We start from the raw sequence: 13693 nt of genomic DNA on the forward strand, positions 1-13693 counted from the left end.
GCCCGCATTGGAGTATCGGGGCCTACGCGCCCCTGTCCAACGGAGGCAAGACGATGAAGCGATCAGACGAGTACGGCCGTCGCCATCGGCCCGACCAGCAGTATGGAGGCTATGAGGAAGGCTACGGTCCCGTGCCGGGCGACGACCGTCATTGGCGCCGTCGCGACCTGTCAGCCGGACGGTATGGCAACGGCGGTGAACGCAATCCGTACGATCCGTACGCCACCCGCGATGCGCGCGATCCGCGTTGGCAAAACGATGATCCTCGTAATGACAACGCATGGCGCCAGGGCCGTACCGCACAACTGAGTGGCGGATGGCGTTCGCGTGGCGCAACGGTCTACTATCCCGGCCGCTCCACCTACGATGAAGCACCCGATGAAAGCACGCCGCATAGCCGTGGTTATGTCACCGCGTACAGCAGCGGTTATGAGGATGGCTATCACGCAGGTTCGCAATCGTCGCGTGAGCAGCCTTCTCAGCCTGCTGGCCCCGATGAACGTTGGAGCGGCACGCGTAGCGGATACGGCAGCGGCTACGAAGACTATGGTGTCGAGGGCGGACGCAATTTCCGTCAACGTCCGCGTCCAGGTGAATCCGTCGAGCGGCGCGGGCCATACGGCTATGCAGGCGCCAGGCCGGCCGGTCCCAAGAACTACACGCGTTCGGATGAACGGGTGCGCGAGGAAGTCTGCGAGCGCCTGGCGGATACGCCGGCGCTGGATGTCAGCGACGTGACCGTGACGGTTGCCGCCGGCGTGGTCACGCTGACCGGCACCGTTGACAATCGGCGCATGAAATATGAAGTCGAGGATATCGCTGACGATACCTACGGCGTTGCCGACGTGGTCAACCAGATTCACGTGCGACCATACGGCGTGCTGGCATCCGAGTAACGAGTAACAACCGCGCGGCCATTCCGGACCACCCGCGCGCCCCGGCCCTGCCGGGGCTTTTTTCGTCCTGGTGACGCGTAGCGCGGCTGATCAGGCTGCTCCGGCCGCTCCAGTTAGAGGTCGCGCCCGCTCGGCGGGGTCTCCATCCGCTTGTCGGTCTGGTCGGCGCGATCGACGGGTGTATCCGAGGGCAATTCCTCGGCGGCGTGGATCACCTCGTCCGAAATCTCTTCCTCTGGAATTTCATCGTCGGATCCCATATGCCGCCTGTGTCCAGCATCGGCAAGTTCACGTTCGATTTCCTCGCTGGCTTCGTATTCCAGATCCGGATCGAGCGTGCTGGGAACGCTATCGGGATCGCTGGCGCCGGTGTCGTCCACCGGCATGTCCGGATGACTGCGTCGAGAAATCTTGCTCATCATGACTCCTGTCGGTTCGATGTGGCTGGAAGGTACAAAAATGGCAAGTTGCATGCCAGAAGAGTGGGTGGTCCAATCCGGGTTTCCACGAGTGTCGCCCGACGCCTATAGTGATGACAGGGGACCACCCCGATGCGCCCTGCCAGTGCCGTCGCCCGGAAGAGGCTGGAACGGCAATTGCGGTATGCAGGCGTGCACGAGGGCGTGTGGCGTGGATCGCGCAAGGGAGCGAGCGATGAACCTTTCCAGCATTCTGGTCACCCTGAGCCTGGCATCATCGGTGGCCGTATCGTCGACCCCGGTCGAGAAGCAGTTGCTGGGTATCAGTCCCCATGATTTCGCTCAACAGTTCAATGCCGTGGCCCACGACCTCGGCGCCAAGCTCAAGCTCCCCGACTTTCGCGCCAAACCGGGCTGGCATCGCGCCAGGACCAGTGAAGGCATTTCGGTGCTGGTACGTGCTGCGCAGACTGGCTATGCCATCGATGAAGTGGTGGTGGTCTGTCGGGCTGCCGAGCAGTGCATGTCGACAATCGCCGTCGCTGCGCGCGCGATCGATGCCAGTGTCGATCCCCATCTGCTGCAGTACTTTATTGCTGCAAGGATTGCCGCGCAGATCGGCGAGGTGGCGCTGGTCATGTCAGGCCTGGTTTATCTGGTAGTCAATCCCGATGACCAGGACTACGTTGCAGTCGTGATTCGTCCCTACCAGCCTCAGCAGGAACTTACCGCACATCGGCAGGCGTGATGTCCTGAAACCTCCATGTTCAATGAAGCGGTGGCACGGAACGGCGGGCGGCAGCACCCGGCGTGCGCGAAGGCGTGAATTCCAGCGCCCGTTGTTCAAGCAGCCGTTGCAATTCGGTGGCTCCCCGATAGTAGTGCGCCAGCAGCAGTCGCAATTCGGCATCTGCCAGCGGCTCGCGCAGCAACTCGCCGTAAGCGGCTGCCGCGCGCGCAGCTTGCTGCGTGGCATGGCGCAGCAACGGCAACTCTCCCATTTCAACCGGTGGCGAGACGTGTGGCGGATCACCGCGCCGCTGGCCTGCCGAGAATGGCTCCGGTGCCGCGGGCGCACCGTCTTGGGCACGTCTGCCCAACTCGGCTGCCGCACAACGCTGCATGTTGGCCCGATGCGCGAGCACTGCCCGGATCTGCGGGTCCGGGGCGGAAGCGGCCACGGCCGACAATGATTCCGCACACGCCAGTGCCAGACGGGCAAGCCGTGCCAGTGTGGTGTTCAGTGCATCCATGTACGTCTCCGGTTCCCGTACTCATTCACGTTCTAACTGTAGATGACGCACGCGGCCAGACAGTGAGATTCGATACCGCGGGCGTGGTTAATATTGTGCAGATCCGAAATTCAGTTGCGTAACTTCACTCGCACCCAAGAAGCACAAAAGAAGCCAGACAAGCACAAACCAACACACGCAAAAAACGCGCCGCATCCAGGCTCGAAAGCCTGAATGCGGCGCGCCCGCCGTGACTTGCAAGGGCGAAGCCCCGGGAAAGGGAAGTCGCGGCAATACCAGTATGGACCGTCTTGGCAGATTCCGTGTTACGCGATCACGTTACTGTTTCGGTGCCGGATCGGGTGAGTCACCCTTCGGGCCGGAAGGGGCATCCGCGGTCGGGTAGGGGGGCGCATTCTGCTGACGCGGCTTCTTGGCCCGATCGCCGGTGTTCTTCGTCGTGGACTTGGTGGAATCGTGCTGCATGCCCGATCCACTGCTCATGTTTCCGCTCATCGCACTGCCCGGCATGGTGCCCGGGGCGGTATTGCTGCGGGGGTTTGCTGGGCCTTCCGGGGCGGGTGGTGCGCTCGGATTCGGCGCGTTGGGCGAGACCGGAGCCTGTTGCGCCATGGCGGGCACACAGAGAATCGAACTCAGGGCCAGCGCGGTGGTGGCAAGGATGCGTTTCATATTGCGTCTCCCGATATTGGTAACGGTGTCTTCACGATATGTGCCACGTACCCCCGCGCTCAGGGGCATGCGCCTGAATCGGCTGTAGGAACTCGACTACAGGTTGTGGGAGCCGCCTGCAGGATTTATAGGGTCATGTAAATAGGAGCTTTCGTCTCGGGCGGAACGCGCCGGCTGGAGCGCATCTGGACAGCGCGAATGGCGCGGTACGGAACTTGCGTCGGCATACCCGTATTGCCCTAAACCGGAGACGCTCATGAACCAGGGACATAACAGCGGTAGTGGTTCCGACGACCGCTACGGAAACAATGAAACGGATCGTGACAACGCTCGTGACGACGATAGCAGCCGTGATACACGTCGCGCGTCGTATCCGTCGCGGCAACGCCAGCAAGAGCAGTTCAGCAGCGATTGGCTGACGCATCGGCAGCAGGGCGGTAGCAGCGACTGGCAAGGGCGCGCCAGCTCTCAGCCCGGGTCAGGCAGCGATTGGCAGGGCAGTGGTCAGCAACCGGGCGGCGCGCGCAGCGCATCGTCGGTTTCCTCCAGTGGCTACGGTGGCTATGAAGCGCAGCCGCAGCGTCCTTCGCAACGTCAGTCGCAACCGCAGGGTGGCGAGTATGGTGAAGGGCGCTATGGCGAATATGGTGAAGGCCGACAGCGTGAAGATCGCGATGCGGGCCGACGCTACGGTTTCGGATCGGACGAGGCTGCCGGTCGCGAAGGCCGCGAAGGTCGTGAACGATGGGGGGACTGGCATCAGGAGGAAAGAGCCGGACGCGGTAGTCAATGGTCCAGCCAGCAGGGCAGCCAGCGCGATGAGTGGGGTCAGGGGCGTGCGCAGTGGGACCAGCCTGCGCGAGGCGGCTCGCGTGGTGAGGGTAGCCGTCAAGGCGGATGGGAAAACCAGAGGCAGGGTGGCCGCGAGGCATGGCGCGACAGTTCGTTGCCGGCCCCTGACATGCGCACGCATTATCGCGGCGGTTATGGTGTCTCGGACTACGAGCCGCCCGAAGGTCAGAGCTATCGCACATGGCAACGTGGTGCGGCTGCGGACTGGCTCGAGGGCCAGGACCGGCGCGAAGATCGTTACGGTGGCAATCGCATGCGCAGCGGACAGCGCGGCTATGGTTCCGACGATCGCACCGACGATCGCGCGTATGAACACTTCACGGGCGCCAGCGAGCGCGACAGCATGAACCGCGGTTATGGCGGTGCCGGTGGTTCGGCAATGGCCAGGCGCGCGCGCCAGGTTGGTCCCAAAGGCTATCAACGTTCCGACGAGCGGATTCGCGAGGATCTGTGCGAGCGGCTGGCACTGAGCAGTCGCGTGGATGTGCGCGAAGTCGAGGTGGCGGTCAGCGCGGGCGTGGTGACGTTGAGCGGTACCGTGCAGGACCGTCAACAGAAATACCGGATCGAGGATATGGCCGACGACGTGTTCGGGGTCAAGGACGTTCACAACCAGATTCGCGTCACACGGGAAACGGCCGGTCGCTCCGGGTCATCGAGCCTGTCTCAGATGGCGCAGGCAGGCGGCGGTCTTGCTGAAAACAGTGGGCAAGGCAGGTCGTCGACGGGTACCGCTTCGTCAAGTGCCGCAGGCAGCAGCGGCAGCCTGGGTAGTGGGCTCGGCAGCGGTGGCCTCGGTGGTTTGAGCGGCAGTTCCACTTCCGGCAAATCAGATACCTGATCAGCCTCGCCGGCCGGCATGTGGTCCGTGCCGGCCGCGCCTGGACAATGACAACGAGACGCAGGAGACGCCATGCCATTCGCCTATGCAGGTACCCGACGCCGTCGCAACCGGGCTCGTCGCCGCAATGCCGACGAACACAACACGACGCAGCAGGAAGGACCGTCGGGTGCCGAAGCACGTGATGAGCGTGACCCGGTTGCAACGCGCCGGGCATCCAACCCCGATGTTCCCGTAGCACGCGACACGCAGGGCAGCGAGGCGCCACCGCGCGGTGGCAGTCAGGATCTGCTGGATCCCGGTAGCCGTGACCCTGATGCGCCTTCCACCGATAACCATTCGTGACATGCGATAAGGCCGCACCGCCCCAAATGACCAAGGGCCCGGAACGGTAGCTAGGGCAATACGGCAACCGCCTCGATTTCGAATAGCATGCCGTCCAGCGCCAGGCGTGGCACCGGGATCAGCGTGCACGCCGGCGCAGGCCAGTCGCCCAGCAGTTCACGCCATGCGCGGCTGAAGATGGCCAGGCGCTCCATCGAGTGGTCGACGATCATCACGGTCACTTTGGCTATATCGGGAATATCGGCGCCTGCGGCTTGCAGTGCGGTGCGCAGGTTGGCCAGCGCCTGTTTGACTTGCACCGCGAAATCGGCGCGCAAGCCGCCACACATGTCCTCGCCGCCCTGGCCTGCGGCAAAGATGATCTTTGCAGCGTGGTTGGCCACGGCAACGTGGGAATACCCGTTGATGCGTGGGTCATAGAGATCGGGCGGATTGATAAATTCGAGGTAGGGTGCGCGGGGCGATTCAAGCAGCATTGCAGGGTCCTCAATGGATGGGGCGCCAGTATCAAACCTAAAGTGCACTTGAGGTCAAGCACGATTGCGCTACCATGCTGCCGGTACGGTTTCTTACCGCAGTCCTTGCCTCAGTACTCGCTTCAGTCACCATGGCCCGCCAGCTAAAATCCTCTACAGTTACCGAGCTTGCCGAGCGCCCCAAGCGCTCGCGCGATCCGCTTACCGTCGGCGAAGTCGCCGAGCGCAGTGGCATCGCGGTATCCGCGCTGCATTTCTATGAATCGAAGGGCTTGATTTCAAGCGCGCGCAGCACGGGCAACCAGCGTCGCTATCCGCGGGGCATCCTGCGCCGGCTGGCGGTGATCCGCGTGGCGCAACGCATGGGCTTGCCGCTATCGGTGATTGCCGAGGCCTTTGAAAAATTGCCGATTGGCAAGGCGCCTACCGTGGCCGACTGGCGCCGTCTGTCAGCGGCTTGGCGCGAGGACCTTGACGCGCGCATCCGCACGTTGACCATGTTGCGTGACCAGCTCGACGGCTGCATCGGTTGCGGATGCCTGTCGCTGAAGGCGTGTCCGCTGCGCAATCCGCAGGACGTGATGGCCATGCAGGGGCCCGGGGCGCATGTGGAGGAAGGCACTTGCCAGCACCGCAAACGCAAGCCGTGACATCGCAACAATACCGTGCAATCGCGCAAGAGTGGATCGTTGTTGCAGCGCATGATGGGTGCAGACGCTGAGAGGCGTCGTTGTTCAAACTTCTGACAAGGAGCACCCTCATGAAAACGTTGAACCTGCTGGCCGCCGCCGCGCTTGTTGCGGTACCGGCCCTGACTTTCGCCCAAAGCATCCAGGCACCTGTGACCCGCGCCCAGGTGGTAGCCGATCTTGTCCGTGTGGAGAAGGCTGGCTATGACCCCGCGGGCAACAGTGACAACTATCCGGCGGATATCCAGGCTGCGGAAGCCAAGGTCGCCGCCAGCGAAGGCATTCCGGCGGTGCAGCCCGAAACGCGTGCCCAGGTTCGCAAGGATCTGCTGCAGGTGGAGAAGGCCGGCTACAATCCGTTCCGGGTCAGCAATGACTATCCCGCCGATATCCAGGCGGCGGAAGCCAAACTGTCCGCTCAGGCTGCGACGACTGTATCGACTGCGTCCACCGTATCGACCGCAACGCAGCCGCGTGTGGTGAAGATGGCATCGGTGCAAGGTGGACAGGCAACCTACCGGATCGACCGTCCGCGCAATCCGTTCTTCGATGGGGCCTGAGCGTCGTGCAGCGCCACCGGCGACCGCCAGCGCATCTCTCGTGCGCTGGCGTCCATTCCTGCTACTGGTTCTTCATCGCGGCAGCCAGGCGCTCGATGATCTCGCCTTCGCTCTTGAACGCCTTCTGCGCATAGGCCGCGTACTGTTCCGGGTTCATGTAGTTGGTGACCATGCCGTACTGGCGTGTCACGTTCAGGAACTTTGGATCGGTCAACGCCTTGCGGAAGGCCTCGTCAAGCCGCTTCACGACCGCCGGTTTCATATTGGCCGGGCCAATGATGCCGAACGGCGAGTTCGACCAGACCGGATAGCCGATCTCCTTTAGCGTTGGCGCATTCGGGAAATCCGCGGCGCGTTTCTCGGACAGCGTGGCCAGTACGCGCATCTGCCCGCTCTGCACATACGGCAGCAGCGTATTCGAAAGTACCGCCACATCGGACGAGCCACCCAGCAGTGCCGTAATGGCTTCGGCATCGCCCTTGTACGGTACGTGTGTCCAGTTCGATTGCGATACGCGCGCCAGTTCCGAGATGGTCAGGTGCTGGCTGCCGTAGATGCCAGTGGTGCCATAGCTGATGCCTTTCTTGTCGGCCTTGGCATCGGCAATCAGTTCCTGCATGGTCTGCCACTTCGCGTCCTTCTTTACCGCTACGGCGAAGTTGTAATCGGCAATCATCGACACGTACGTCAGGTCCTTGAGCGGGTCGTAGCGCATCTTCTGCACGTGCGGCAGCCGGAAGATCACCACCGGCGCCATGCTCAGCGTGTAGCCGTCGGGCTCGGTAGTCACCATCTGCGTGGCACCTAGTGTGCCGCTGACGCCGGGCTTGTTCTCCACCACGATCGATTGGCCCAGTTCGCGGCCCGCTGCATCGGCCAGCGCGCGCGTCACCTGGTCGGTCACGCCACCGGCGCCATAGGGCACGATCAGCTTGATCGGGCGGGTAGGGAAATCATCGGCTGCCAGAGCGCTGGTGGACAGCGTTGGTGCCAGCGCCAGACCGGTAGCGGCGAGCGCGATGCGAAGCAAGCGACGTCGTTGCATAAAGTTGTCTCCTGAATATGTCTGCCGGATCTGTCATGTCCGGTCTGCGAGGTTGTTCGCGCAGTATGACAATGCCGCCGGGTGGCGGCTATCAGGGATCGGCGGACTGGCGTCGCATATCCGCCGATTTCATCTGCCGCATGCATCGTGCGCATGCGGCACGCAGGGTCAGGCGCCCACGATCACGCGCGTGCGGATAAAGGCCTCATGCTCCATCAGGCGCTCCGCCCAGCCAGCCGGCGGCACCAGGCTGATATCGGTGATGGCATAACCGATATCGCCTTCGGTCTGCAGTTGCTGCGCTTCGATATTGGCGCCGATCTCGGCCAGTGCCTGGTTGAAGTGCGACAGCGTGCCGGGCCGGTTGTAGTGGATATTGAGTACGCGGGCCGGCGAATCAAGCGGATTAGGCTGGATCTGCGGCAGGTTCACCGCGCCGATGGTCGCACCGGTTTCAAGGAAATTGGCCAGCTTGGTGGCCACTTCGACACCAATGTTCTCCTGGGCCTCCTCGGTGCTGCCACCCACATGCGGGGTCAGGATGACGTTGGGCTTGCCCTGCAGCGGCGTGATGAACGGATCGGCATTGCTGCGCGGCTCTTCCGGGAACACGTCGATGGCGGCACCACCGATATGGCCCGTGTCGAGCAGTTTTGCCAGTGCCTCGATATCGACCACGGTACCGCGCGACGCATTGAGCAGGATGCTGCCCGGACGCATTCCCGCCAGCGCCTTGGCATTGAGCAGGTTGCGTGTCTGCGGCGTGGCCGGTACGTGCAGCGTTACGACATCGGCCGCCGCCAGTGCGTCTTCCAACGAGTGCATGGGCACCGCGCCACCGATCGACAGGCGCGGACGGATGTCGTAGAACACCACGCGCATGCCCATGGCTTCGGCCAGGATGCCGACCTGGGCACCGATATTGCCGTAGCCGATCACGGCCATGGTCTTGCCACGGATCTCGAACGACCCCTTGGCGCTTTTCTGCCATTGCCCCTGATGGGCCGCACGGCTCTTCTCGGGAATGCGGCGCATCAGCATGACGGTCTGGCCAATCACCAGTTCCGCGACCGAGCGGGTATTCGAGAACGGCGCATTGAATACCGGAATACCCGCGTGCGCGGCGGCACCGAGGTCAACCTGCGAGGTACCAATGCAGAAGCAACCCACGGTCAGCAGGCGCCGGGCCTCGGCGAAGGTGTCGGCGCCCAGATGGGTGGCCGAGCGGATGCCCAGCAATTCGTGGTCGCGCACCGCCGCAAGCAGTGCATCGCCGGCGAGGGCCTTGCTTTGCGTGGCTACGTCGATCTGGTGGCGGCCCAGCAGTTGCTGCCCGCTGGCGTGGATGTTTTCGAGGAGGATAGCGCTGGCCATGATGGTCGGGCGGACTTCAGGAGAGTTGAGAAGGCATGTCGGGCGTCCTGTCCCGGACGCGCACATCCAGACAATAGCACCGAGCCTTACCCGTGCTGGTGAAGTGGGCAAGACACTGAAGGTCGATGTTGTCGTACAAGTGCTTGCTTATGAGTAATTTTCCTCATAGGATGTCGGACAACTATAAAAGTTTGATAACGGGCAAAGCCCATCGATGAGGAGACAGCATGGAAGACAACAAGACGGGCGTGGATGCCCAACGCCGTCGTTTGCTCAAGACCGGCGCAGCGCTGGGCGCCGTGGCCACCAGCGGCTCGGCGCTGGCGCAGGCGTTTGAGTTCAAGGCTGCACAGCGTTATCCGGATCCGGCCGTCGAGATCCTGGATCCCAGCTTTGGCAAGTACCGGCTGTTCAGCTCCACGGTCGAGCAGGTAGCCACGGGATTCCGTTGGGTGGAAGGGCCGGTCTATTTTGCAGACGGCCGTTACCTGCTGTTTTCGGACATTCCAAACAACCGCATCATCAAGTTCGATGAAACGTCGAACCAGTGGAGCGTGTTCCGTTCGCCGGCCAACTTCACCAATGGCCATTGCCGGGACCGCCAGGGCCGCCTGGTCAGTTGCGAACACCTGACCCGGCGCGTGACGCGCACCGAATACGATGGCTCGATCACGGTGCTGGCCGATCGCTACCAGGGCAAGCGCTTCAACTCGCCCAATGACATCGTTTGCAAGTCCGATGGCTCGTTGTGGTTCACCGATCCGCCATTCGGCATCGCGGGAGACTGGGAGGGCGACAAGGCAGCGTCGGAGCTGCCGCATGCGGTGTATCGAATCGACCCGAAAGACAACAGCGTGACGCAGGTCATTGCCGACCTGGCCGGCCCGAATGGCCTTGCGTTTTCTCCGGACGAAAAAAAGCTCTATGTCATCGAGTCGCGCGCCCAGCCGTACCGCGTGATGTGGGCCTATGACGTGGGTGCCGATGGTCAGCTTGGTGGGAAGACCAAGGTGATCGACGCCAACGGCCCCGGTGCACTCGACGGCTTCAAGGTCGATGCCGACGGCAATATCTGGGCGGGTTGGGGCAGCAGCGGCGCGCCGGGCGCCGATCCGTCGAAGCTCGACGGCGTGCGGGTCTTCAACCCGCAGGGCAAGGCCATTGGCCATATCCACCTGCCCGAACGCTGCCCGAACCTGTGCTTTGGCGGTCCCAAGCGCAACCGGCTTTATATGGCCAGCAGCCATTCGGTCTACGCGCTCTATGTGGAGACGCGCGGCGCGGTCTGAGTCTGGTGCCTGGCCGCAGGCCCTGCCGGCATTACCGCTGGCAGGGCCTTAAAACATTCAACTCTCGAACTTAGAAAACTAAATTCCATTCCTTGTGGAATCTGCGACGATGCTGCATCCACATCGCCATGATGGATGCCGGCACACGTCCACAAGGAGACCGCATGAAACGCGCAAGTACCGCAGTTCTTGGTGCCCTGGCCGCGGGCGGAATCCTGACGCCGGTGGCCGCGCATGCGACCGAGGGCGCGCTGGGCCGGCCGGTGGCGGGTACCAGTGTGTCAGCCAATATCGGGGTGATTCCGGACCAGCCGGTCTGGATTGCCAACCTGCAAGAGCTGTATATGGATGGTTCGATCAGCGGCGGGCGCGAGGTGCCGGTGGGCGGGCGCACTACGGCGGGTATCGACGCCAAGATCGCGTTCACGCTGGCGACGATCATGAAGGTATGGGATACCGGCCCTGGCGCGTGGAATTTTGCGTCGAGTTTCACGCTACCGTATGTGTGGACCACGGTCAGGACCAACGCCGTCTTCAGCGGCCCCGGTGGCAACTCGTTTTCCCGCGGCACGTCGGACCGGGCATCGAACCTCTACGACATCTATTTCAGCCCACTGATCGCCGGTTACCACTTCTCGAAGACCAGCCATATGGCGCTGAGCTTCAATGTGTGGGCGCCGACCGGCCAATATGACAAGAACGCGCTGGCCAATCCGAGCCTGAACACCTGGACTTTCGTGCCACAGGTAGCCTTTACGCACCTGATGCCGCAGTACGGGCTGGAGTTCAATGCCGTTGCGGCGTTCCAGTTCTACACACGCAATTCGGCTACCGATTACCAGAACGCGCCACTGTTTACGCTCGATGTGATGGGTGTAAAGAAGTTTGGCAACTGGGGCGCCGGGCTGGTAATGGGCACGGTCCAGCAGCTTGGCAACGATACCGGGCCTACGGCCGACCGCCTCAACGGCTTTCGCGGGCACGATTTCACGATCGGCCCGATCGTTACCTATGACACCAAGCTTGGCGGCAAGGCGCCACTGTCATTCAGCTTGCGTTGGGTGCCGACCGTGACCAGCAAGAATCGCCTCGACAGTACCGCCACGGTCCTGGCCACGGCGACGCTGGTGTTCTGATATTCAGAACACGACGCTAAAAAATCACGAAAACATCACTTTCCTGTAACGCCTGTCGTTCAGTATCGCGCCCGCTAATGCCATGCCAGTGCGGCTGGGACCTTGCGCGGACTGATCGAACGATATCAACCTTGCAGGCCGAAGACGCACGGCCAAATGGGTCGAGAAATCAAAAGCTTATCAGGGAAGTTTCATGCGTCACATCAAGTCTGCAATCAGCGCTGCGGCGGCCATGACCGTCGTATTGTCGTTCTACGGCTGCAACGGCAGCGACGACAAGACCACAAATACGACCACGCCGCCTGCCACCCAGCCGACCGCGCCGTCCACGCCGGCCGCCGAGGTCACCGGCAAATGGACCACCGGCGACCTGCATGTCCATACGATCGAATCGGACGATGCCCAGGGCAAACTCGTCGACGTGCTAGACCAGGCCATGGTCACCAATAATCTCGACTGGACCGCGATCTCGAATCACCTGCGCGTATCCACGCGCGACCAGAACGGCACGGCCATCGTTGGCGGCCCGCTGCCGTTCTCGCAAGCCATGGCCCAGTATGAAATGCCGGCGGTACGCCAGTTGCAGGTCAATGGCAGCTACACCGGCAAGCTGATCTTTTCGGCCTTCGAATGGGACATGCCGACGCATGACCATATGAACGTGGGCATCTTCACGGGCGCACCGCTGGGCACCGCGGCCAAGGCTGCCAACCAGTTCGAGTACTACTTCACGAATCGTCCCGATACCCAGTTCGACGCGGTGGACGTGGCCAACTGGAATGCCACCGGCGCGCGGGCATTCACGACCCATGCCGACGCCGTCAAGGCCGTGGCGTGGCTGCGCGACAACTATCCGGATAGCAGCTACGCGCTGATCAACCATCCGTCGCGCAATACCGGCAAGTACACCGCGGCGGACTATCGCGAGTTCAACGACACGGCGCCGAAGATCGTATTTGCCGTGGAAGGCATGGTCGGCAACCAGATGGAGCCGGACCGCGGTGGGTACACCACGGCCTATGTCGATGCCAACCTGAAGAACCGCGTCTACGGTGGCGTGGACTATGTGGTGGCGCAAGTCGGCGGTATTTGGGATGCGCTGCTGGGTGACGGCCGCCGTTTCTGGAACGTGGGCAATTCCGACCATCACTTCAAGACCATCGGGGCCAACAGCAGCGGCTATTTCCCGGGCGAGTACGCCAGGACCTATGTGTGGATCGACAACCAGAACACCGGTATCAAGGGCGTGCTCGAAGGCGTACGCTCGGGCCGGATGTTCTCGGTGTTCGGTGACCTGATCAACGCACTCGACTTCAACCTTGCCAGTGGCGCCAGCAAGAGCGAGATGGGGGGCGAGCTGAAGGCGAAGGCAGGCGAAACGGTAACGGTGACGATCCGCTTCAAGAGCCCGGATCGTAACAACTACCAGTATCCGATCAATGGCGGTGTCAACGTCAACATGCGCCCGGTCGTCGATCATATCGACCTGATTGCCGGCGATGTCACGCCGCGCGCGGCCGCCGGTACGCCGGGCTACAGCAAGGAAACCAACGATTCGACCAAGGTCATCGCCACGTTTACGTCGGCCGACTGGAAGCTCGACAAGGATGGGTATAACAGCGTGACCTATACCTATACGGCGACGAAGAACCAGTACTTCCGCCTGCGCGGCACCAACCTGGGCATGAACGTGGCCGGTGAAACGTCGAACGGGAATCCGCTGCCCGACCTGAAGACCACGGTGACCGAGGACACTGCGCGTTTCAACGCGATCAATGCGCGCAACTATAACGACCTGTGGTTCTATTCGAACCCGGTGTTCGTGACGGTCGGATCGTAAGCGGGG

Annotated in this window: 14 protein-coding genes and 2 pseudogenes; 10 read left to right on the forward strand and 6 right to left on the reverse strand. The window is 62.3% G+C overall.

Features of this window, described 5'->3' with window-relative positions:
• Positions 1–53 precede the first annotated feature (53 nt).
• The gene (locus ACO550_RS23060) at positions 54–896 is read left to right on the forward strand and encodes a BON domain-containing protein (RefSeq protein WP_315594398.1); all 843 of its coding nucleotides are present in this window, start codon (positions 54–56) and stop codon (positions 894–896) included.
• Positions 897–1009: 113 nt separating this feature from the next.
• On the opposite strand, the gene ACO550_RS23065 is transcribed toward ACO550_RS23060, so the two are convergent.
• Positions 1010–1318 carry a hypothetical protein gene (locus tag ACO550_RS23065; RefSeq protein ID WP_315594399.1) on the reverse strand — a complete coding sequence of 103 codons (309 nt, stop codon included), beginning with the start codon at positions 1316–1318 and terminating at the stop codon, positions 1010–1012.
• A 232-nt stretch (positions 1319–1550) separates the two neighbouring features.
• Here ACO550_RS23065 and ACO550_RS23070 point away from each other — a divergent pair, with 232 nt between their 5' ends.
• Positions 1551–2063, forward strand: coding sequence for a malto-oligosyltrehalose synthase (locus ACO550_RS23070; RefSeq protein WP_315594400.1), 513 nt, complete (start codon positions 1551–1553; stop codon positions 2061–2063).
• Between the two features lie 19 nt (positions 2064–2082).
• Here ACO550_RS23070 and ACO550_RS23075 read toward each other — a convergent pair whose 3' ends face one another.
• A complete protein-coding gene (locus ACO550_RS23075) occupies positions 2083–2568 on the reverse strand; it encodes a hypothetical protein (RefSeq protein ID WP_315594401.1) in 486 nt (161 codons plus the stop codon).
• Positions 2569–2886: 318 nt separating this feature from the next.
• On the reverse strand, positions 2887–3240 hold the full coding sequence (locus tag ACO550_RS23080) for a hypothetical protein (protein ID WP_315594402.1): 354 nt from the start codon (positions 3238–3240) through the stop codon (positions 2887–2889).
• 256 nt (positions 3241–3496) lie between these two features.
• Here ACO550_RS23080 and ACO550_RS23085 point away from each other — a divergent pair, with 256 nt between their 5' ends.
• Together ACO550_RS23085 and ACO550_RS23090 are read left to right on the forward strand one after the other, a co-directional pair.
• Positions 3497–4933, forward strand: coding sequence for a BON domain-containing protein (locus ACO550_RS23085; protein WP_315594403.1), 1437 nt, complete (start codon positions 3497–3499; stop codon positions 4931–4933).
• Positions 4934–5005: 72 nt separating this feature from the next.
• Positions 5006–5278 (forward strand): hypothetical protein, encoded by a 273-nt coding sequence (locus ACO550_RS23090; protein WP_315594404.1) that lies wholly within the window; start codon positions 5006–5008, stop codon positions 5276–5278.
• A gap of 50 nt (positions 5279–5328) precedes the next feature.
• On the opposite strand, the gene ACO550_RS23095 is transcribed toward ACO550_RS23090, so the two are convergent.
• Positions 5329–5754 (reverse strand): Rid family hydrolase, encoded by a 426-nt coding sequence (locus ACO550_RS23095; RefSeq protein WP_315594405.1) that lies wholly within the window; start codon positions 5752–5754, stop codon positions 5329–5331.
• Positions 5755–5885: 131 nt separating this feature from the next.
• Between ACO550_RS23095 and soxR the strand changes: the two genes are divergently transcribed.
• From soxR to ACO550_RS23110, 3 genes and pseudogenes are all read left to right on the forward strand, one after another.
• Positions 5886–6404: a redox-sensitive transcriptional activator SoxR gene (gene soxR / locus ACO550_RS23100; protein ID WP_315594406.1), complete on the forward strand. Its 519-nt coding sequence runs from the start codon at positions 5886–5888 to the stop codon at positions 6402–6404.
• Positions 6405–6514: 110 nt separating this feature from the next.
• Positions 6515–6724: pseudogene (locus ACO550_RS23105) on the forward strand (DUF4148 domain-containing protein); the annotation flags it as partial.
• A 39-nt stretch (positions 6725–6763) separates the two neighbouring features.
• Positions 6764–7003, forward strand: a pseudogene (locus ACO550_RS23110) (DUF4148 domain-containing protein); the annotation flags it as partial.
• Between the two features lie 61 nt (positions 7004–7064).
• Here ACO550_RS23110 and ACO550_RS23115 read toward each other — a convergent pair.
• Both ACO550_RS23115 and serA read right to left on the reverse strand, forming a co-directional pair.
• Positions 7065–8048, reverse strand: coding sequence for a tripartite tricarboxylate transporter substrate binding protein (locus ACO550_RS23115; RefSeq protein ID WP_315594407.1), 984 nt, complete (start codon positions 8046–8048; stop codon positions 7065–7067).
• Positions 8049–8216: 168 nt separating this feature from the next.
• A complete protein-coding gene (serA, locus tag ACO550_RS23120; protein ID WP_315594408.1) occupies positions 8217–9422 on the reverse strand; it encodes a phosphoglycerate dehydrogenase in 1206 nt (401 codons plus the stop codon).
• A gap of 227 nt (positions 9423–9649) precedes the next feature.
• Here serA and ACO550_RS23125 point away from each other — a divergent pair, with 227 nt between their 5' ends.
• From ACO550_RS23125 to ACO550_RS23135, 3 genes are all read left to right on the forward strand, one after another.
• The gene (locus ACO550_RS23125) at positions 9650–10711 is read left to right on the forward strand and encodes an SMP-30/gluconolactonase/LRE family protein (RefSeq protein WP_315594409.1); all 1062 of its coding nucleotides are present in this window, start codon (positions 9650–9652) and stop codon (positions 10709–10711) included.
• Between the two features lie 164 nt (positions 10712–10875).
• Positions 10876–11847 carry a transporter gene (locus tag ACO550_RS23130; protein ID WP_315594410.1) on the forward strand — a complete coding sequence of 324 codons (972 nt, stop codon included), beginning with the start codon at positions 10876–10878 and terminating at the stop codon, positions 11845–11847.
• 193 nt (positions 11848–12040) lie between these two features.
• Positions 12041–13687, forward strand: a complete 1647-nt coding sequence (locus ACO550_RS23135) for an S-layer protein (protein WP_315594411.1) — start codon at positions 12041–12043, stop codon at positions 13685–13687.
• Positions 13688–13693: the final 6 nt, after the last annotated feature.

The organism is Cupriavidus sp., assembly GCF_057315035.1.